15 protein-coding genes are annotated in these 21251 nt (G+C 40.7%); 9 read left to right on the forward strand and 6 right to left on the reverse strand.

The window, feature by feature from the left end:
* Positions 1-266: 266 nt before the first annotated feature.
* Genes BACFIN_RS09425 through BACFIN_RS09415 form a run of 3 tightly spaced genes read right to left on the reverse strand, consistent with a single transcriptional unit; the run spans position 267 to position 5593 of the window.
* Positions 267-3005 (reverse strand): hypothetical protein, encoded by a 2739-nt coding sequence (locus BACFIN_RS09425; RefSeq protein ID WP_007753629.1) that lies wholly within the window; start codon positions 3003-3005, stop codon positions 267-269.
* A gap of 4 nt (positions 3006-3009) precedes the next feature.
* Positions 3010-4488, reverse strand: coding sequence for a hypothetical protein (locus BACFIN_RS09420; protein ID WP_007753631.1), 1479 nt, complete (start codon positions 4486-4488; stop codon positions 3010-3012).
* Positions 4481-5593, reverse strand: a complete 1113-nt coding sequence (locus tag BACFIN_RS09415; protein ID WP_032839608.1) for a carboxypeptidase-like regulatory domain-containing protein — start codon at positions 5591-5593, stop codon at positions 4481-4483. Before BACFIN_RS09415 ends, BACFIN_RS09420 begins: the two co-directional genes overlap by 8 nt.
* A gap of 288 nt (positions 5594-5881) precedes the next feature.
* Here BACFIN_RS09415 and BACFIN_RS09410 point away from each other — a divergent pair, with 288 nt between their 5' ends.
* From BACFIN_RS09410 to BACFIN_RS09370, 9 genes are all read left to right on the forward strand, one after another.
* Complete coding sequence (locus BACFIN_RS09410; RefSeq protein ID WP_007753643.1) at positions 5882-7270, forward strand: MotA/TolQ/ExbB proton channel family protein; 1389 nt, start codon at positions 5882-5884, stop codon at positions 7268-7270.
* Positions 7254-7700: an ExbD/TolR family protein gene (locus tag BACFIN_RS09405; protein WP_007753646.1), complete on the forward strand. Its 447-nt coding sequence runs from the start codon at positions 7254-7256 to the stop codon at positions 7698-7700. Before BACFIN_RS09410 ends, BACFIN_RS09405 begins: the two co-directional genes overlap by 17 nt.
* Positions 7701-7708: 8 nt before the next feature.
* Positions 7709-8134 (forward strand): ExbD/TolR family protein, encoded by a 426-nt coding sequence (locus BACFIN_RS09400; protein WP_007753653.1) that lies wholly within the window; start codon positions 7709-7711, stop codon positions 8132-8134.
* Positions 8109-9650, forward strand: a complete 1542-nt coding sequence (locus tag BACFIN_RS09395; protein ID WP_007753656.1) for a hypothetical protein — start codon at positions 8109-8111, stop codon at positions 9648-9650. The genes BACFIN_RS09400 and BACFIN_RS09395 overlap by 26 nt, the downstream gene beginning before the upstream one ends.
* Positions 9651-9857: 207 nt before the next feature.
* Positions 9858-11030, forward strand: a complete 1173-nt coding sequence (locus tag BACFIN_RS09390; RefSeq protein ID WP_032839609.1) for a glycoside hydrolase family 88/105 protein — start codon at positions 9858-9860, stop codon at positions 11028-11030.
* Positions 11031-11057: 27 nt separating this feature from the next.
* Complete coding sequence (locus tag BACFIN_RS09385; RefSeq protein WP_374728451.1) at positions 11058-12314, forward strand: DUF2264 domain-containing protein; 1257 nt, start codon at positions 11058-11060, stop codon at positions 12312-12314.
* Positions 12315-13676, forward strand: coding sequence for an alpha-d-galacturonidase (locus BACFIN_RS09380; RefSeq protein ID WP_007753668.1), 1362 nt, complete (start codon positions 12315-12317; stop codon positions 13674-13676).
* A gap of 326 nt (positions 13677-14002) precedes the next feature.
* Complete coding sequence (locus tag BACFIN_RS09375; protein ID WP_007753670.1) at positions 14003-16351, forward strand: beta-galactosidase; 2349 nt, start codon at positions 14003-14005, stop codon at positions 16349-16351.
* Positions 16352-16554: 203 nt separating this feature from the next.
* Positions 16555-17031: a DUF456 domain-containing protein gene (locus BACFIN_RS09370; protein WP_007753671.1), complete on the forward strand. Its 477-nt coding sequence runs from the start codon at positions 16555-16557 to the stop codon at positions 17029-17031.
* A gap of 68 nt (positions 17032-17099) precedes the next feature.
* Here the strand turns inward: BACFIN_RS09370 and rpiB are convergent, their stop codons facing one another.
* The 3 genes from rpiB to BACFIN_RS09355 all read right to left on the reverse strand — a co-directional run bounded on the left by rpiB (position 17100) and on the right by BACFIN_RS09355 (position 21229).
* Positions 17100-17534: a ribose 5-phosphate isomerase B gene (gene rpiB / locus BACFIN_RS09365; RefSeq protein ID WP_007753674.1), complete on the reverse strand. Its 435-nt coding sequence runs from the start codon at positions 17532-17534 to the stop codon at positions 17100-17102.
* The gene (locus BACFIN_RS09360; RefSeq protein ID WP_007753675.1) at positions 17534-19543 is read right to left on the reverse strand and encodes a transketolase family protein; all 2010 of its coding nucleotides are present in this window, start codon (positions 19541-19543) and stop codon (positions 17534-17536) included. The genes rpiB and BACFIN_RS09360 overlap by 1 nt, the downstream gene beginning before the upstream one ends.
* A gap of 141 nt (positions 19544-19684) precedes the next feature.
* Positions 19685-21229 carry an alpha-N-arabinofuranosidase gene (locus BACFIN_RS09355; protein WP_007753676.1) on the reverse strand — a complete coding sequence of 515 codons (1545 nt, stop codon included), beginning with the start codon at positions 21227-21229 and terminating at the stop codon, positions 19685-19687.
* Between the last annotated feature and the right edge of the window lie 22 nt (positions 21230-21251).

Consider the following 21251-nt stretch of genomic DNA (forward strand, 5'->3'; position numbering starts at 1 on the left):
ACGGTATAAACATGGAGTAAACTTATACTATACAGAACTAGAATAGTATAGCTTTGCGTCTATTCCACTTAGTAGAATTAACTTGTACGACACCCGGGTCTCATACATACCAACACCCGGGTGTTGAACATGCTGACACCCGGGTGTCAGGCAGCACGAGACCCGGGTGTCAGACAAGTTATTATTGCAGTATCATATTTCCTGCCTTACTGTTAGTAATAACTCCAATCGCTGTTAGGCAGAAGAATTTTATCCATAACCGTGTATTAATGAACTAATTTTGTAGCTCGTATCATTTCTCCTTTATCTGTGATTCCTTCTACAATGATGAAAAATGGTCCGGGATTGTCGGAAGTATAAAATGTAAAGGTTGCTCGTCCGTTAATATCCGTTTTTATATTAGGCTTCCAAAATAATGTAGTGCGCAGGTCTGGTACAAGGTTTTCTTTTGAAGAGATATTATCATATTGAGGAGAGTAGAATTCAACTGGAAGTTGGTAGCCTAGTGGGTAAATGGAGAGTTGCGTTTTTCCATATTTCCAAGGGGAGATATACTTATTACTGTTGAATCCGAAACAGCGTGAATCGAAGTTAGACTTAGTAGTGGCATTAAGTACGGCTACTTTGTTTTTTGTACGGTCAATTTGAAGAAGAAGCTCACATAGATCTTTTTGCCCATATTCATCAAGTAACTTTGTACTCCATTCGCGGGTACCTTTCAGCATTTCATTAACATAGCTGCGGTTTACATCTGTTATAAAAGTAATTTCACGTAAATATTCAGGGCTAAGCCAGTTGATAAGTACGCTGGGATCACATAAATAATTATCTAAAAAGATTACAACAGGTGTACCATTGTGAAAGTATTGGAAAGAATTGTAGTCACGCATGATGTTTTTCAATCCCATTTTTTGTAGTACTTGTTTCATGTCATTGGCAAGACTGATCTCTTTTTCTGTTAGAGTTTGGTAATTGGAAGTTCCCCAGTAGGGAGATTTTATTTTCACTTCATGTAATAGGTAATGTCTGTTGCCGATGCGTTGGAAATTAGTCAGATTCTCCGATTCAGCATTGGAAAAGATTGATTCTTGTAGAGGTTCTTGGGGAAACGGATCATTGGGTACTGGGAATCTTTTGGGGATGATATTCAGGCTGTCTGTTACTTTTCCTTCGGATTGACGAACAAGAATACGGAAACCTGAATTTTCAGGGAAATCTAATTGATCGAATTTGAATTCTCCGTTTGAGTTTGTCATTACAATCTCTTGATATCCAGCCATGTTTTTCGTACCTGTAACAATTACAGCATGCCTGTCCGAAGTCTTTCCTATATTGCCGATAAAAGGTCGTTGAGTATATGTTTTTCCTTGAATACACATGTCTTGTTCGGGTTTTGCATGAGGGATTTCGTACTGTCCTTTTAATATAGCTGGAATCGAATAGCGTTCCCATTTATGAGTCATCATTAGGTAGTCGAGAGCCTCTTTTTTTTCATCAGTGAGCCATAAAGCCGGACTGGAGATATTTCCTTTTAGTTCGTTAGTAAGTAGAAGTGAACTTTGTATAGTGTGACAAGTGTCCGGAGAAGTTGTTTCAGCATCGGTAACAGAAACAGAAAAATAGTTTTGTACAGGATTACCTGTAGGGTCATTAATTGTGAGGTTTACTGTTATGGACTCTCGTTTACCATATTCGGTTTTGTTTGTTGTAATATAGCAATTTCCTGTACGATAGTTTTTGGAGAAGACCAACCGTTCGCATAGAGGGTTTAGTTGTTGGTCCAATAACATAAATTGAATAATCCCTTCGGGGAAAAGTTTCTTGTCGAGAATAATATCTGTTTGCTGATTTTTCCATAACTGGGATGATACGATGGCTCCGCGAACATGAGCTATCAAGTAAAGTGGTTGTGATATGCCGGCGGTTGAAGTTTGTAGGTGCGCTTGAAAAGTAGAGTCTGTTGCTTCTATTCTAAGTCCATAAGAGCTGCGGGCATTGGGTAACGGGATGATTTTTGAAGTACCGTATAGATTCATACAGTGGGCATAATATTGTTTGCCGTTTTGTGGCACTATTTCAAAAACTCCCACACCACTTGTTTTAGTCGTAGCAACAGTCAGAGAATCACCTGCGTCATCACGTATGCAAAGAGAGAGAGCTGTTGTATTCCCACTATTTCCTATTGCTTTGATGGCTATCCGGTTAGAAACTCCGTTAACCAGACTGCCTCCTTCGGGGTAAAAGAACACATTGTACTGTTCTTTATCAGTGGCTATAGGTAAAAAACGCTCGTATTTATTGTCCAATCGGTCTGTTAGTCGGAGGCGAAAACTCCTATTCGTTTCCATCACTTTCTCCGTAAATTCTACTTCGAACTGATCTTTTCGTTTTTGTCTTTCGGGAATATGACTCTTTCCTTTTTTTAGGATGGCTTCAAGGTGATGAACAGAGAAAAGAGAATCGTTATGATTAAATTGGAAAATGAGTTGTGAGCTGTTTGGTGTAGTTCCTTTTGTGGTTACTTTCATTTTTACATTGCCCCATTTGGGAGAAATGATTTTAATTTTTCTCTTGAAAAGATAATCTTTAGTAGTGTTTGCCATATAATCAGTATATGCCCTTAGAGTATAATCACCATCGGGTAATGTGTCAGATAAAGCAATATGTCCAAAGAAGAGCCGTCTGCGTGCTTTGAGTTGTATGCGTTCCACGATAGCTCCCAAGGGATTGATAAGCTCGATATAGGTATATCTGCTGATAGGTAATGGAGTATGGAAAGTTGCATGTACCAGATAGGCTCTGAGCCATATTGTGTCTGTGGTCAGATAAGTGTTTTTGTCAATATGTAAGTGAATCTTTTCTTGGAAATACAGATTGATTTGTTGTGCCACATTGTTGAGATGTTTGCTTTGTAAAGACGGATTCGTTAGCGTGTGTTGGCTTTTTACCGGTTGGATATAGCACAGTAGTAGAATGATGAATGAAAGCAAATATATTTTTTTCATTGTTTTAATTCTTTTCTGATTCTATGAATATAGGATAACCTTCATTGATTTTTTCTGCATCTGTTTGCCACTCTAAGTATAAAGATGTTTGTCTTTTCTTTTTTTTCAGTTTTTTTTCTTCTTCTTTTACCCATTTGTTGAGTCGTTTGACAAATGCATGGGCTTTCATTGATGCGTCCTCACAACGTTCGAATTGCTTACAATGTTGGGAGTATCGCATCAATTCACTCCAATATTCTTCTGCTATTTTATGGGTATTGAAACGTGGTTGAGTGAGATTGACAGGACTACAACACAGATCACTCCAATAACTTTTCGCGCTATATCGTTCTATACGCCGGACAGTGCCTGTTCCTCTATGTATGTGGGCAGGATCGTTAAGATCGTTATCTTCCTTTGTTGTGAGGCTATTACGAGGATTGAGCCCATAAACAATTTGTGGTATCATATTTTTTAGTTGTTTTTTAAGACTTCCTCTATTCAATTTTAAAGAACTGAATACTTCTTGCTCTGTTTGATAATATGTGTAGCATCCTATAAGTCCATCCGTGGTTACCGGATAGGTACTCTTCAACATACCAGCGTTGTAGCAGTTATCAATATGTATCTTTTGTGGGACAAATTCTTTGGAATAGAGTTGAAGATTACCAATGATGCCACCTACAACATCTCGTCCGCTCACAATTCCTGTATTATAGCAATTGGCAATCGTATCAGATTCGGTAAACCCTCTGTAAGGATTCTCGTAATATTCGCCAATGATTCCTCCGGCTGATTCGTAGAGGATATGAATGCGCCCTCTGTTGTAGCAGTTAATGATTGTGCCATCTTGGAAGTAGCCTGCAATTCCTCCTGCGCACCGTTTAGCCTTAACCATACCATTGTTACTGCAATTAATGATCCGGTTGCAACCTTCTGAAAACCCTACGATACCTCCCGCGTGGTTGCGTGAACTTTCTACACTTGAGTTATTACTGCAATGATCGATTTGTGCTATTCCCTTTAGATAGGTTCCTTTTATGTACCCGCATATAGCACCTACGAAATTATGACCAATAAAAAAAGAAGAGCGGATATGGACATGAGATATACTGCCATCTTCTAAGAATCCGAATAATCCTTGATAAATCTGATTATTACTGCTTTCGTTCATATATATTCCATAGATCGTATGTCCTTGTCCATCGAAGTCACCTCGGAAAGGAGATTGAGCATTCCCAATAGGTGTCCATGGACGGAGCCGGGAGTTTCCTTTTTTCCATTGTTGCCACCCGGTAGTATCATTTAGAAGCAAGTCATTAGCCAATTTTATATGCACACCATCAAAACTATTTCCTTGGTTTACCTTACAGGCAAGTTGGTAAAGATCTTCAGAAGTGGATATAATAATAGACTTATCCATATTGTTATTAATCTGTGCGTGTATTGCTTCGATAGAAAGAAATACGGATAGAATGAAAACGAAAGTCTGTATCTTATTCATAATCTGGCAATATTTTGGTAAATGATGTGATTAGTTTTATGGGAATCTCTCGAATATTTCTAAATGGATCGTGGAGATAGGTATTGAAAGCTGTTGTCGACTTTTTGACCGGAGTCCTTTTATCGACCAGATAATCGATGACGATTCTATATTCAGATTCTTTATTTGTGAGTTGATTAGAATATTTCGTGATATATTCTGTTCTCATATAAGAATATTGGTATTTTTCATCTACCTTATGATAGAATATATCCCATACATAGCGGGTAGAATGAAAAAAAACGTCCGGATTGCTGCAAGGAAGATCGCTGACCGGTCGTTCGATATGCGCGGAGAGAAGTGCATTGTCTTTTTTAGAGACATAGAAATACCCTCTGTGTTGTAAGTAGGGAGCTTTGATACCTTGATACCTTATTTTGTAAGTTTCATTATTATCGCTTTCTGGGATTATTTGTTCTATTAGCCATAAATAATTATCATAACTATCAGAGGCTAATTCTATAAAGAAAGGATAGGGCATAGGTTCTATACAAAGAAATACTCCTAACTGGTTTCTGCCAGATGTTTCTATAGGGTTCAGTATCATTCTGTTTTTGATGTTTACTTTAGGTCTTTCGCCAGATTCCAGTTTGTTGGCGGTGGGCATCTGCAATGTCATACGACATTGCCCAAGGGTAACAAGTTCATTGTCTTCAATTTCTTGCTTACGATAGGTTCCTTCTAGTATTGGATAGTGGGAAGGGTAATTATGTTTCCATTTTTTTCGTATGTTCTTCACTAATTGTCTTAGGTTGATATTGCTGACAATAACTTGTGGCAGCTTGTAAGTTTGGCTTTTTAGAGAGATGATCCAACCGTTTTTCCAATCAAAAGGATATTTTAATGTTTGTGTTTCATATCCCACATAAGAGACTCTTATTGAGTCTTGTGATAAAATCTCGTTTAGGCTGAATTCTCCGTTTATGTTGGTGGTAGTGCTTTTGCTAATATCAGGAGTCACATAGATGGTTGCAAACGGAATGGGTTCCAAAGTAGAGGAATCTATTATTTTCCCTTTTAATATTTGTCCATGAATGATGTTGCAGGAGAAGAATATCTCCAGCATGAGAAATGTGATTTTTAAATTGTGTAGCGGATATTTTCTCATGTATAAAATATAATTGGATTTACACAAAAGTATCTTATCAAATGAATATCTGCAACTATTATTTAGTGACAATTTCATGTTTGGTTTATTCTTGGACCATTTTGAGTGATTAATAGACCTTTTGTCAACGAACTTTTGAAAAGTTGAACCTTTTTGAGTTATTTGAGTACATCAATATATCAGATTTTTCCCAACTTTGCAATTGTGAATTCGGATAATTAAGTATAAGAAATAAATTAGAATAACATGGACTACACAGGTATGAAAACTTATTTAAAGAAGAACATTATGATGATGTTCGTTTTAGGAGCAGCATTGCTCTTTACATTGCAGGTTGGTGCGCAGACTAATGGTAAAACAGGTAAAGGTTTATATGAGTTGTTTAGTACAAGAGTACCAGATGGCGCACAGTGGACTAAGTCGGATCATAGATATGTTCGACATGGAGGATATTCGAAGAAGTCTGAAAACTACATATATGTAGAAGCCTCTAAAAGTCCTGCCGAGTTAACAGGATTGTCTATTCCTATTCGTGAGAATCCTGGACCGGGTGAATATCGTTATATTACTTTTGCATGGATAAAATGGGGAGGGGAGCAAATCGGGATGCAATTTAATGTTTCCGAAGAATCTGCCGGTCAAAAGGGAAAGAAGTATGACTTTTCCTACATTGCCGGAAAACCGAAAGATCTGATCAATCAGTTGAAAGGTCTTAATCTTGGCGATATGCCCGGACATTGGGTGGTAATGACACGTGACCTTTGGAAAGACTTCGGTAATATCACTTTAACCGGAATATCATTTATTTGTCCTGAAAGACGGGATGCCGGCTTTGATGAAATCTTTTTGGCAAAGACGCAGGAGGATATAAAAAATGCTCCCAAAGTGCTTCCAAGCGAGATTGCTACAGCCGTACCAGTTGAGGAAAGAGATGATGCTCTGATGTATGATGAAGCTGCAACAGATAGTGTTGCTGCCGATCAAGGTGTGCAAATAGATTGGGGAGCACAAATTAAAGCAGGTGGTTCAATGATGTATCCTTTATATTTATTGGGATTAATTGCACTTGTTATTGCGCTCCAACGACTGATTACTTCGCGCCAAGGTCGTTTGGCTCCGGAACCTTTATGTAAGAGTGTCAATGAATGTTTGGTAAACGGTGATTTGAAAGGAGCATTGGCTGCTTGTGATAAATATCCTTCTACACTGGCGAATTCGTTACGGTTCATATTTGAGCATGTGAAAGCCGGGCGTGAGGCTGTCAGCCAAACTGCAGGTGATATGGCTGCACGTGACATCCGTACCCATCTGGCGCGTATTTATCCTCTGTCTGTTATTGCTTCATTGGCTCCGTTGATTGGTCTGTTAGGAACAGTTGTCGGTATGATCGAGGCATTCGGTTTGGTGGCTCTTTATGGTGATGAAGGTGGTGCATCTATTTTATCCGATTCTATCTCCAAAGCATTGATAACAACTGCTGCCGGTTTGATTATAGCAGCTCCTGCCATCGCATTGTATTTTATTATCAAAAACCGTATCATGCGTATGGCTTCATTGGTGGAAGTAGAAGTGGAAAATGTGATAACCAAATTATATCTGGATAATAAGGAGGAAAATCATGAGACTGAACTATGATGAAGATGACAAGGTAGAAGTGCAAATGTCTCCATTGATAGATTGTGTATTTCTATTGCTTATCTTCTTTTTGGTGACTACGATGATGAAAAAATGGGAAATGCAGATTCCGCTGACACTTCCTACGATGACTTCGAGCCTGTCTACCACTCGATCAGGAGAAGAGGCTGTGATTATCGCTGTGGATGAGAAGAAGAAAATTTATCAGGTGGTGGGACATGATGCCTATTCGGGTGAGAGTGTTTACGTGCCACTGAAAGATTTGGATGCTTTTCTGGTTGATTTGCGTAATAGCCGGGGAGTGGAAACGAATATTGATGTGACAGCCTACCGCACAGTGCCGGTGAATACTGTGATTGAGATATTTGATCAGTGCCAGATACAGGGGTTCACGCATACACGTGTACGTCTTGGAAGTAAACCTTATTGAATAAGCCTATGAGATTATCATTATTTAATAACGAAGAGGAACCGGAAGTTTCGATGTCTCCTTTGATAGACTGTGTGTTCCTGTTACTTATATTCTTTTTGGTGTCTACTATGACAAAAGTGAAAAACAGGGATATTCCTGTGGACTTGCCTACTTCCCAATCGGCTATTAAATTAAAGCCGGATGATAAGCAAGCGATTGTGGGACTGGATGCGGAAGGAAATTTTTATTGGGATGGGCAACCTTGTTCTACTAATTTTATGATGGAACAATTGCGACAGACGTGCATTACCGATCCGGGAAAGCGTATCCGTATTGATATGGACAGGCATACTCCATTCGGACGGTTTGTGGAAGTGATGGATGCTTGTCAGTTTTATAATTTAAGTAATATAGGAATCAGGACATATGACGAAAACTACAACAGGGAGTAGCCGTCTGACGGTTTTCTTATCATGGCTGATAGCTCTGATTTGTTTTGCGGGAGGTGCACTTTATATATGGATGATGCCATCACCGGATCAGGAGGCTATGAATCTGCATATGAAACAGCAGAAAAATCAAAACTCCCGGAAGAATTTGACTGAAAAGATGAAACAGGAGCAGGCACAACGAGCGTTGCCTGCTAATTACGCCAGGCAGTTAGTGGAGCAATCAGAGCTCTTGGTAAAGAAAAATTTGGGCGAACAAATTAAAAAGTTTCGGACGATGGCCGAAACAATGAGACGGCGGAAAGATGATCTGTTAACGAAGGTTGAAAAGAGAAAACTGCCTTGGGGGGCTCCTGATGATGCAAATGATACATCGAAAGCACGGGCGATTCCTCAAGCAGATAATCCGCCGGTCAATGCTTCGGTGGAAGAACTCTACAGTGCATTGCGTGATTATGAGGCGGAGATTCAGCAAAACCATTTGGCAGTGAATGCTGCTAAACAATCATTGTCTAAAGGACAGTCGTTTCCCGAAGTATATAGTTCGTTGAAAGCGGGTGTTTCGCGTATGCCAGGTTTTGATGAATTGATAAAAATGCAGTTGAGGGGAAATGAGTGGATGACTTCGGCGAGTAGTAATGCGAGTGGAGGATTGCAGATAGAGAGTACTGCTGATTTGAATAACTATCGTGGATTACTCGGGCAGGCTACCCGGCAGGCTGGATTAGCGCAATCACGTTTGGAAGGTCTTTTTGGTGCAGTGCGGCAGGCTGGAAATCCGGGTATGGGGCAAGGTAATGGCAAGCCGGGTAGTGGAGGATTGGGTGGTAGTGGAAATGGCACTGGTAGTGGTATGGGAGGTAGTGGAGAAGTTTCTGCTCCAGGAGGTGGCACAGGTACGTTCAGTGCCTATTCCGGTTCGAAATTGAGTAAAGAGATGGTACGGGCACAGGCTTTGCCGGGGCGGCGTTTTTCAAAAGACGCTAAGCGTAAGGGATGGCTTTATATCAATACATGGTATATGATTGGGCCTTGGGAGAGCTTTGGTCGAGAGGATTTCTCCATTGTTCATCCGCCTGAAATATCTATTGATTTTGATGCAGTGTACACTGATGGGCAAGTTGGTACAGGTATTGCAGAGACAGATTCTGATCCATTGAAAGTTATTGGTGATGAAGTACGGCTTGACGGAGCACTTCGATGGAAGTTTATGCAGAGTGAATCAATGCATAATGTACCGCCTGTGACTACGGGACATTCGACCTACTATGCCTATACAGAACTTTATTTTGATGAGGCAACCACAATGTTGGTGGCTATTGGCACGGATGATAGTGGACGTGTATGGATTAATGGAAAAGATGTATGGCGTGATTATGGCACTAGTTGGTATAATATTGATGAACATATTGCTCCTTTTCAGTTCCGACAGGGATGGAATAAAGTATTGGTTCGGTTGGAAAATGGAGGTGGCGGACCGTGTGGGTTTAGTTTTTTGATTATTCCCCAAAGTAAATAGATAGATGTGTGTTTAGTTTTAATAGAAAGATTGTTTAAGGATTAATTATTGGTAGAAGTTATGTGAAGGCTTTATGTGCCTTCCATAACTTTCTTTTTATATGCATTGAATGATTTTTGTACGGTTTTGATTCATTTTAGGACGTTTCTGTCCTAAAAAGGGTGCATCTTTGCATTGTAATAATAACCACGAAAAACTGTATAATTAATGAACTTTAGAAAAATTTCTTTTTGGGTATTAAGCTGTGTTTTCAGTATTAGCATGGCAGGATGTAAATCAGGTAAGAGTAACAATCAGAATGAAGCAATTACCGATAGTGTATGGACGAAGTCAAAGGTTATTGAGACTATTAAGAAGGTAAATGACTATTGGCAGGCGGAGAATCCAGAACCGGCATTTGCCTTTTGGCATCCGGCTGCTTATCATACCGGAAATATTGCAGCTTATGAAGTAACCGGTAATGAGACTTACAAGAAGTATTCGGAAGCATGGGCTGAAAAGAACCAATGGAAGGGAGCTACTTCTGATGATAAATCCAAGTGGAAATATAATTATGGTGAAACGATGGAACATGTTCTCTTTGGAGATTGGCAGATTTGTTTCCAGACTTATATTGACTTGTATAACATGGACCGTGAGCCGGCAGAGTATAAAATAGCCCGTGCCAAGGAAGTGATGGAATATGAAATGTCAACTCCCAATAATGACTATTGGTGGTGGGCAGACGGATTGTATATGGTAATGCCGGTGATGACCAAACTTTATAAGGTTACAGGTAATCAGCAATATTTGGATAAACTCTATGAGTACTTTACTTATGCTAAAAATCTCATGTATGATGAGGAGAGTGCCCTGTTTTATCGCGATGGAAAATACATCTACCCGAAACATAAGACAAATCAAGGATTGAAAGACTTTTGGTCTAGGGGTAACGGTTGGGTGTTTGCAGGTTTGGCTAAAGTTTTGCAGGACCTACCCGAAAATGATGCACATCGTGCTGAATATATTACCATATACCAAGCTATGGCTAAATCATTGGCTGCTGCACAACAGGAAGAAGGATACTGGACCCGTAGTTTGTTGGATCCGGTGCAGGCTCCGGGACGTGAAACAAGTGGGACAGCTTTCTTTACCTATGGGTATCTTTGGGGTGTGAATAATGGATTTTTGGATAAATCAACTTATGAACCTGTTATAAAACAAGGTTGGAAATACTTGACTGAAATAGCCTTGCAACCCAATGGAAAGATAGGCTATGTACAACCAATCGGTGAAAGAGCAGACCAACATAAGAATGTAGGACCGGAGACGACTGCGGACTTTGGGGTAGGAGCTTTCCTGTTGGCGGGTTCTGAAATGGTGAAATATCTGAATAATTAAAATTGTTTTTTATATTTGAATGTAATGATGAAAAATAAAAATATCCTGGTCTTCATTTTATTGTGTGTGTTCAGTACAGTAACTTATGCTAAAAAGGGGAAGGTAGAAAAGGAAATCAGTGACCGTGAATATTGGGCACAGATGGCATATAAGATTGCTGCTCCTGTATTGAGTAATATGAGCAAAGGGGAGTTGAAGAAAAATATGCAGGTGGAAATCAGTCCGACATGGGATGGACGCAGTAAGGATGTGACTTACATGGAGTGTTTCGGGCGTCTGATGTCCGGTATTGCTCCCTGGCTTTCCTTGCCCGACGATGATACGGAAGAGGGTAAAATGCGTAAGCAATTGCGGGAATGGGCTTTGAAGAGCTACGCACATGCTGTTGACCCGGATAGCCCTGATTATCTCTTATGGAGAAATGAAGGACAGCCTTTGGTAGATGCAGCTTACATTGCCAGTAGCTTTCTTCGTGCTAAAAAGCAGCTTTGGGAACCATTGGATGAAGTGACAAAACAACGTTATATTAAAGAATTTCAGTTATTGCGTCGGATTGATCCGCCATACACAAATTGGCTATTGTTTTCAGCTATGATTGAATCTTTTTTGATGGAAGCCGATGCACAATACGATTTGTTCCGCATTCATACAGCTGTTCGAAAAGCAGAAGAGTGGTATGTAGGTGATGGCTGGTATTCGGATGGAGAAACTTTTGCATTCGATTACTATAATAGTTATGTGATTCAACCTATGTTTGTACAAGTAATGCAGACTGTCAACGATCATAAAGTAATGTTGCATGACCGTAGTTTGGAGATGCAAAAGAAAACAGAAGATTTGGCTAAGAAACGCATGCAGCGTTTCGGAATGATTTTGGAACGTTTTATATTTCCTGAAGCATCTTTTCCGGTATTCGGTCGTTCGATGACTTATCGTTTGGGAGTTTTTCAGCCATTGTCAATGCTTTGCTGGAAAGAAATGCTGCCCGAAGAACTTCCGGAAGGCCAGGTACGTAATGCTTTAACTTGCGTCATGAAACGTTTGTTTGCTGTTGATGGTAATTTCAATGAGAAAGGATTTTTGCAATTAGGCTTTGCCGGGCATCAGACCGGGCTAGCGGATTGGTATAGTAATAATGGAAGTATGTATATTACATCAGAAGTATTTCTACCATTAGGACTTCCTGCCAATCATTCTTTTTGGACTTCAAAACCTCAAGACTGGACCTCTAAAAAGGCGTGGAGTGGACATGAATTTCCCAAGGATCATGCAATACATTATTAAATGAAGAAATTTTTATTTACTATAGGACTGTTGGCTGTCTCTTTTGCAACTCTGTGGGGACAATTCAAATATGTGAAAGTGGATGCGCCATTTTCAATGAAGCCAATAAAAGAGTTTATATATCCTGATCAAGATTTCTCCATTGTAAATTATGGTGCTGTAAAAGGAGGAGAGGCGGATGTTTCTGATGCAATTGCGGGTGCTATAGCTGCTTGTAATCAGGCAGGAGGTGGGAGAGTAGTTATACCTGAAGGAGAATGGTTGACCGGACCAATCCATCTCAAGAGTAATGTAAACTTGTATTTGGCTGAAGGGGCGGTACTACGTTTTACGGATAATCCTTCTCATTATTTGCCAGCCGTAATGACGTCTTGGGAGGGGATGGAATGTTATAACTATTCACCTTTGATTTATGCTCTTGAGTGCAAGAATGTGGCTATTACAGGAACAGGTCTGTTAAGTCCGAAGATGGATTGTTGGAAGAAGTGGTTTGCCCGTCCTAAGGCTCACATGGATGCACTTAGAAAGTTGTATACGATGGCATCCAAAGATGTACCTGTTGAAAAACGACAGATGGCGGTAGGTGAGAACCATCTTCGTCCGCATCTGATACATTTTAATCGTTGCGAGAATGTACTGCTTGATAGTTTTAAGATTCGTGAAAGCCCCTTTTGGACGATTCATATGTATATGTGCAATGGCGGGATAGTACGTAATCTGGATGTTAAAGCGCATGGACACAATAATGACGGTATTGATTTGGAGATGACTCGTAATTTTTTAGTGGAGGATTGTACCTTTGACCAAGGTGATGATGCGGTGGTGATTAAGGCCGGTCGTAATCGTGACGCCTGGAGATTAAACACTCCGACTGAAAATATTGTAATTCGTAATTGTAATATTTTGGAAGGGCATACTTTATTAGGAATTGGCAGTGAAATTTCAGGTGGTATTCGTAATGTGTATATGCATGATTGTAAAGCACCACAATCTGTACGACGACTTTTCTTTGTGAAGACAAATCATAGACGAGGAGCGTTTGTTGAAAATATTCACATGGAAAATATAAGAACAGGGCATGTGCAACGTGTATTGGAAATAGATACAGATGTACTCTATCAGTGGAGGGAGCTTGTTCCTACTTATGAAGAACGTATTACTCGTATTGATGGCATTTATTTGAAAAATGTGATTTGTGATTCTGCTGATGCGATATATGAGTTAAAGGGGGACGCAAAATTGCCTGTCAGAAATGTGGTTATAAAAGACGTACATGTGGATAAGGTGAACGATTTTGTGAAAAAAGTCCATAACGTTAAGAACGTAAAGGAGGATAATGTGACATACGGTTCATTACACTAACTAACCTTTATTATATATGTTGGTCCCGTCAATACTGTAAAATGTATTGGCGGGATTTTTTTATAATGAATAAAAAAATCGCTGTTAAAAAGTAAGATTTAAACTATATTGAATGAATATTGTCCTGTTTTGACCGATTTGAAGACCTTTGTATAAAAAGAATATCTCATCTTTGCAATGCATTTAGTTTTCAATAGGTAATAGTTTTAGTTTTTAGGTAACACATCGATTGATTTGCAAATTCGCTGTCGGTCTGAATGGAAACATTGACCGATGGTGGATTTATTTGGAAATAGTATTGTATCATGAAAACAATAGATTAGAAAATGAAGAAACCTTTATTGTATTTGCTTATTTTATTAGTGACTGTTTTCAGCACTTCCTGTTCCCAATCTTCGAAAGAGACATTTGAAATAGGGGACAAGACATTTTTACTTAACGGAAACCCGTTTGTGGTAAAAGCAGCCGAAATTCATTATCCCCGTATACCAAAAGAGTATTGGGAGCATCGTATCAAAATGTGTAAGGCATTAGGTATGAATACCATTTGTCTTTATGTCTTTTGGAATTTTCATGAGCCGGAAGAGGGAAAATATGACTTTACCGGTCAAAAAGATATTGCGGCTTTCTGTCGGCTGGCGCAGGAAAACGGAATGTATGTGATCGTTCGTCCCGGACCGTATGTTTGTGCAGAGTGGGAAATGGGTGGATTGCCTTGGTGGTTATTAAAGAAGAAGGACATCAAGCTTCGTGAACAGGATCCGTATTATATGGAGCGGGTGAAATTGTTCATGAATGAAGTGGGTAAACAGCTTACCGATCTCCAGATTAGTAAAGGTGGCAATATCATTATGGTACAGGTTGAGAATGAATATGGATCATTCGGAATAGACAAACCATACATTGCCGAAATACGTGATATTGTAAAGCAAGCAGGTTTCACAGGAGTTCCTTTATTCCAATGTGACTGGAATTCGAACTTTGAGAATAATGCATTGGATGATTTGCTTTGGACAATCAACTTTGGTACAGGGGCTAATATTGACGATCAATTTAAGCGGTTGCAAGAACTCCGTCCTGATATTCCGTTGATGTGTAGTGAGTTTTGGTCCGGATGGTTCGATCATTGGGGAGCGAAGCATGAGACACGTAGTGCGGAGGATTTGGTAAAAGGAATGAAAGAAATGCTTGACCGGAATATTTCATTTAGTTTGTATATGACTCATGGAGGTACTAGTTTCGGACATTGGGGAGGAGCAAATTTCCCTAATTTCTCTCCGACGTGTACGTCTTATGATTATGATGCTCCCATCAATGAATCAGGAAAAGTCACTCCCAAATATTTTGAGGTACGCAATTTGTTAAGTAACTATTTACCCGAAGGCGAGTCATTGCCGGAAATTCCGGATTCTGTTCCGACTATTGCCATTCCGTCATTCAAGTTGGATGAAGTGGCGATACTGTTTGATAATTTGCCGGAGCCAAAGATTAGTGAAAATATTCAGTCAATGGAGGCGTTTGATCAAGGATGGGGAAGTATTCTGTACCGGACTACACTACCGGCATCTAAAGAGGAACAGACTCTGACAATCACAGAGGCTCATGACTGGGCGCAAGTTTTCTTGGATGGCAGGAAGTTAGCTACGTTGAGTCGTTTAAAAGGTGAAGGTACGGTTATTCTTCCTCCAATGAAAGAAGGGGCCCAGCTGGATATTTTGGTAGAAGCAATGGGGCGTATGAATTTTGGTAAAGGCATTTATGATTGGAAGGGTATCACTGAAAAAGTGGAAGTCCAGTCGAATAATGGTGTTATTACTTCATTGAAGAACTGGAAAGTTTATAATATTCCGGTTGATTATGCTTTTGCGCAAAATAAGAAATTTGTAAAACAGGATAATCCCCAGAAATATCCTGCCTACTATCGGGGAACCTTTACGTTGGACAAAACAGGTGATACATTCTTGAATATGACTACCTGGAGTAAAGGTATGGTTTGGGTGAACGGTTATGCTATTGGACGTTACTGGGAAATTGGGCCACAACAAACCTTATATGTGCCGGGATGTTGGTTGAAGAAAGGAGAGAATGAAGTGATTATATTGGATATGGCTGGACCTGTACAACCGGAAACGGCAGGCTTGCAACAACCTATTCTCGATAATTTACGCGTTCATGGTGCTGCCTATGCACATCGTAAAGTAGGTGAGAACTTGGACTTGAGCGGAGAAACACCCGTTTATAAAGGTTCTTTCAGGGCGGGTAATGGTTGGCAACATGTGAAGTTTGGAAAAGAGGTGGAAACTCGTTTCTTCTGTCTCGAAGCATTGAATGCACATGATGGGAAAGATTTTGCAGCTATTGCTGAGTTGGAGTTACTGGGAGCTGATGGGAAACCCTTGTCACGTCAACATTGGAAAGTTGTTTATGCAGATAGTGAGGAAACAGAAGAAGCGAATAATATTGCAACGAATGTGTTCGACTTGCAGGAATCTACCTTTTGGCACACAAGCTATTCTTCGGCTGCCAAACATAAATTCCCGCATCAGATTGTGATTAATCTTGGTGAAGATAAGGTAGTAACCGGATTTTCATATTTGCCGAGAGCAGAAGCCGGTAAGACAGGTATGATTAAAGATTATCGGGTATATCTGAAAATGACACCCTTTAAAATCTAATGGGAATAATAAGATAATTGTATGTTTATGATGTACACTGAAGACATTTAAGTCATAAGGTTAATTATTAAGTTTGTTCATTAAGTTATAGAGAAGTAAAAGAATTACTTTCACGTGAGTGACGGTTTTTCTTTTACTTTTCTTTTTGTATTTTTGTAGATGGTATTCTATCTAATCTATACAGAATTAAATTTGAACAGATTATGCTGGACGTTATTTTGATTTTCATTGGTGCTCTCTGTATGATTGCCGGATTAGCCGGTTGTATTCTTCCGTTTCTTCCTGGTCCTCCTATTGCTTATTTGGGACTGTTTATTCTTCATTGTACAGATAAGGTGGGGTACAGTACTACGCAACTAATTGTATGGTTGCTGATTGTGGTTGTATTACAGGTCCTGGATTATTTTACTCCAATGTTGGGCAGTAAATACAGTGGTGGCAGTAAGTGGGGAAATTGGGGATGTATAATAGGTACTCTTGCCGGTCTTCTTTTCTTACCATGGGGGATTATTCTCGGTCCGTTTCTGGGAGCTGTCATTGGGGAACTGCTGGGAAATAAGGATTTCTCACAGGCGCTTAAATCAGGATTCGGTTCCTTGATAGGATTCATATTGGGAACCTTGTTAAAACTGGTTGTCTGCGGTTATTTCTGTTATCAGTTTATTGCCGGTTTTGTTTGATAAATATAAATAAAGCTGCTCTCCTGAAAGAAGAACAGCTTTACTGCTTTGTTTACTTTATTTTAGGCTCATTTCACCGGAATCTTGTCGATACGTTTCTGATGACGTCCCCCTTCAAACTCGGTAGAGAAAAACTCGGTTAAAATCATGTCCGCTTCTTCTGTGCTGATGAAGCGTCCCGGCATGACCAAGATATTGGCGTCATTGTGCTGACGTGCCAAATGCGCAATCTCTGCATTCCAGCAAAGAGCTGCACGAATCCCCTGATGCTTGTTCAGTGTCATATTGATTCCGTTTCCACTGCCGCAGATAGCAATACCGGGATAACATTCACCCGATTCCACTGCAAGAGCCAGCGGGTGGGCATAATCCGGATAATCTACACTTGCTGCAGAGGTGGTCCCGAAGTCTTTGTATGCCCAGCCTTTTACTTCCAGCCAGCCGCGAACATATTCTTTCAGTTCAAAACCGGCGTGGTCGCATGCTAATCCGATTGTTTTCATTAGAGCATTGCTTTTACTTGGTTATATACATTTTCGGCTGTGAATCCAAGTTTCTCATCCAGTACTTTGTAAGGTGCGGAGAAACCAAAAGATTCCAAGCCCCATACTTTGCCATGGCAGCCTACCAGACCCTGAAGAGTAACAGGCAAACCGGCGGTCAAACCGAAAATCTTGGCATTTGCAGGGAGAACAGATTCTTGGTATTCTTTGGATTGGTTACGGAACAGCCCCTCAGACGGAGCAGATACAATACGTACTTTTACACCATCTTTGCGGAGCAACTCTGTACCGGCTACCAAAGTGGAAACTTCAGAACCGGAAGCTACTAAAACTACATCCGGGTTTTCGTCAGAACCGGCCACGATATAAGCGCCTTTCGCTGCTTGTTCGTAATCTGTTCCTTCCGGTAAGTTAGCAATATTCTGGCGGGAGAAAATCAGACCTGTCGGAGTGGACATATTCTCCATTGCAAGTTTCCATGCGATAGTTGTTTCTTCTGCATCTGCCGGACGGAGTACCAACATAGAGTTGTGTCCCTTGTGGTTTTTAAGCTTTTCCATCAAGCGGATTTGTGCTTCCTGTTCTACCGGTTCGTGAGTAGGGCCGTCTTCGCCTACACGGAACGCATCGTGTGTCCAAATGAACTTCACGGGTTGTTCCATCAATGCAGCCATACGTACGGCAGGTTTCATGTAATCGGAGAATACGAAGAATGTGCCGCAAGCTGCGATTACACCACCGTGAAGCGACATACCGATACAGATACAAGCCATTGACAGTTCAGATACACCTGCCTGGAAGAATGCTCCGCTGAAATCGCCTTTCTTGAACGAATGAGTCTTTTTCAAGAAACCGTCGGTCTTGTCAGAGTTGGAAAGGTCGGCAGAAGCTACAATCATATTTTCTACTTGTGTAGCGAGAGCACCTAATACGGTTGCCGATGCGGCGCGAGTAGCGCTGCCTGCTTTCTGTTCGATAGCGGCCCAATCCACTTTCGGAGCTTTGCCGGAGAAGAACAGTTCCAGTTTGGCTGCAAGTTCCGGATTAGCTTTTGCCCATGCGGCTTTCACTGCATATCTTTCAGCTACGATCTTTTTCAATTCTTCTGCACGTTTTGCATACAGTTCGGCTACTTCCGGGAATATAACGAACGGGTTGGTAGGATCACCGCCTAAATTCTTAATTGTATTTACATATGCGTCGCCACCGAGAGGAGCACCGTGTGTAGCGCAGTTAGCTTCATAGCTGCTACCGTCCGCTTTGCGTGCGCCTTTACCCATCACAGTCTTACCGATAATCAATGTCGGACGTTCCTTTTCCGCCTGTGCCTCTTTGATCGCTGCACGGATTTCGTCAGGATCATTACCATTGATACTCAGTACTTTCCATCCCCATGCCTCATACTTCATGGCAGTATCTTCTATAGTTACATCTTTCGTTTCTGTAGAAAGCTGAATGTCGTTGGAGTCGTAGAACATGATCAGATTATCCAGACCCAATGCACCGGCAATACGTCCGGAACCTTGAGAAATCTCTTCCTGGATACCGCCATCAGAGATATAAGCGTAGATAGTCTGATTCATCACTTCGTTGAAGCGTGCTTTCAGAAATTTAGCGGCAATGGCAGCACCTACTGCAAAAGTGTGTCCTTGTCCCAGCGGACCGGAAGTATTTTCGATACCACGCATGATGTCCACTTCCGGATGTCCCGGAGTGGGGCTTCCCCATTGGCGGAATTCTTTCAATTCATCCAATGTGAATTTACCGGTCAGTGCCAATGTTGAATAAAGCATTGGAGACATATGTCCCGGATCGAGGAAGAAACGGTCGCGTCCTTCCCAGCGGGGATTCTCCGGATCATATACTAAAAACTCAGAAAAGAGTACATTCACAAAGTCAGCACCACCCATGGCGCCACCCGGGTGACCGGAATTGGCTTTCTCAACCATTGAAGCAGCAAGAATACGGATGTTATCCGCTGCACGATTCATAAGTTTATTATCGTTCATATTATTAAAATTAATTGATTTCTGTAAGATTGTTGGCAAAGATAACTCTTTATGTGGATTTAACAATCCAAAAGAGCTATCTTTTTTGTTACCATTTTACTTGTCTTCTTGTTTATAATACAATAAGTAATAGCCCTTGATTTACTGTAACTCTAAAGTAACAATCGACTTAGCAGGAAGTTTTACCTTCATTGTGCCTTTATTGATTTTTACCTCTTTGAAAGGTGCCGGTTTTACAATATTAGGATTTTCAAAAGAATTGTAATCGGTGAGTTTTGCAGAGGTCAGGATTTCTCCGGTAGCTTTCTTTGCCTTTGTGTCTCCCAGATTGATGGTGATTTCCTGTGTTTCATCGGCATTTACGTTTGAAAGGGAAATATGGATAACACCGTTTTTGTCTTTGGAGGCTGTGGCGCTTACCATCGGTACGGTACGGTTATCGCGTACATTCATCTTTTCACACTCCAGGTCGATAGGGAGATAAGTGGCGTCTTGATGTACCTTATACATTTTGAAAACATAATAGCTGGGAGTCAGTACCATCTCTTTTCCTTTTGTCAGAATCATGGATTGAAGTACATTGACAACTTGTGCGATATTTGCCATTTTCAGACGATCGGTGTATTTATGAAATACGTCAAGGCTCAAAGAGGCAACGAAAGCGTCGCGCAATGTGTTTTGCTGATAGAGGTGTCCTCTGATGGTTCCGGGTTCTTCGTCCCACCAAGTTCCCCATTCGTCGAGTAAAAGGGCGATTTTTTTATCCTTGTCATATTTGTCCATGATGGCGCAATGTTTTTTGAGGACTTCTTCCACTTCAAGGCATTTGCCCATTGTCCAATAATAGTCGTCTTTGTTGAATTGAGTAGCGGAAGTTTTACTGCCACTCCAGCCCGTTACGGTGTAATAATGAAGAGAAAGACCTTGCATACGGTGTCCTACACGATTCATCAATACATCAGTCCAGTTATAGTCGTAATCACTGGCTCCGCTGGCAATCTTGAAGAGACGGTTGTCGTCATAGTTGCGGCAATAGGTGGAGTAACGACGGTACAGGTCTGCATAGTATTCGGGACGCATACTGCCGCCACATCCCCAACTTTCATTTCCTACACCCAGATATTTAATCTTCCATGCTTTGTCGCGCCCGTTTTTGCGGCGAAGGTTCGCCATAGGAGAGTCACCGTCAGATGTCATATATTCTACCCATTTGGCGAGTTCCTCTACCGTACCGCTGCCTACATTTCCACTGACGTATGGTTCGCAACCCAGCATTTCACACAGGTTTAGAAACTCATGAGTACCGAAACTATTGTCTTCAATGGTTCCTCCCCAGTTGTTATTTACCATCTTCGGGCGGTTCTCTTTGGGACCGATACCGTCCATCCAGTGGTATTCATCGGCAAAACAACCACCCGGCCAACGAAGAACAGGAACGGCGAGTTCTTTTAATGCATTGAATACATCTGTGCGATATCCCTTTATATTAGGAATATCCGAATTCTCGCCTACCCAAAGACCGCCGTAGATACATGAACCCAAATGTTCGGCAAACTGACCGTAAATTTCTTTGGGGATAATTTCTTTACCTTGATCGGCGTGTAAAGTGATGGTAGCGCTCTTTTGTGCAGAAAGAGATACTGAAGCTGCCAAAAAGGCTGTGCTGACTAATAATTTTGCTTTCATAAATGGTATTTGTTTAATGATT

Source organism: Bacteroides finegoldii DSM 17565, from assembly GCF_000156195.1.
Taxonomy (GTDB): domain Bacteria; phylum Bacteroidota; class Bacteroidia; order Bacteroidales; family Bacteroidaceae; genus Bacteroides; species Bacteroides finegoldii.

Coding starts and splice junctions, on each gene's coding strand:
- BACFIN_RS09425 (WP_007753629.1), bottom strand. CDS start 3,005: ATGAAAAAAATATATTTGCTTTCATTCATCATTCTACTACTGTGCTAT.
- BACFIN_RS09420 (WP_007753631.1), bottom strand. CDS start 4,488: ATGAATAAGATACAGACTTTCGTTTTCATTCTATCCGTATTTCTTTCT.
- BACFIN_RS09415 (WP_032839608.1), bottom strand. CDS start 5,593: ATGCTGGAGATATTCTTCTCCTGCAACATCATTCATGGACAAATATTA.
- BACFIN_RS09410 (WP_007753643.1), top strand. CDS start 5,882: ATGGACTACACAGGTATGAAAACTTATTTAAAGAAGAACATTATGATG.
- BACFIN_RS09405 (WP_007753646.1), top strand. CDS start 7,254: ATGAGACTGAACTATGATGAAGATGACAAGGTAGAAGTGCAAATGTCT.
- BACFIN_RS09400 (WP_007753653.1), top strand. CDS start 7,709: ATGAGATTATCATTATTTAATAACGAAGAGGAACCGGAAGTTTCGATG.
- BACFIN_RS09395 (WP_007753656.1), top strand. CDS start 8,109: ATGACGAAAACTACAACAGGGAGTAGCCGTCTGACGGTTTTCTTATCA.
- BACFIN_RS09390 (WP_032839609.1), top strand. CDS start 9,858: ATGAACTTTAGAAAAATTTCTTTTTGGGTATTAAGCTGTGTTTTCAGT.
- BACFIN_RS09385 (WP_374728451.1), top strand. CDS start 11,058: ATGAAAAATAAAAATATCCTGGTCTTCATTTTATTGTGTGTGTTCAGT.
- BACFIN_RS09380 (WP_007753668.1), top strand. CDS start 12,315: ATGAAGAAATTTTTATTTACTATAGGACTGTTGGCTGTCTCTTTTGCA.
- BACFIN_RS09375 (WP_007753670.1), top strand. CDS start 14,003: ATGAAGAAACCTTTATTGTATTTGCTTATTTTATTAGTGACTGTTTTC.
- BACFIN_RS09370 (WP_007753671.1), top strand. CDS start 16,555: ATGCTGGACGTTATTTTGATTTTCATTGGTGCTCTCTGTATGATTGCC.
- rpiB (WP_007753674.1), bottom strand. CDS start 17,534: ATGAAAACAATCGGATTAGCATGCGACCACGCCGGTTTTGAACTGAAA.
- BACFIN_RS09360 (WP_007753675.1), bottom strand. CDS start 19,543: ATGAACGATAATAAACTTATGAATCGTGCAGCGGATAACATCCGTATT.
- BACFIN_RS09355 (WP_007753676.1), bottom strand. CDS start 21,229: ATGAAAGCAAAATTATTAGTCAGCACAGCCTTTTTGGCAGCTTCAGTA.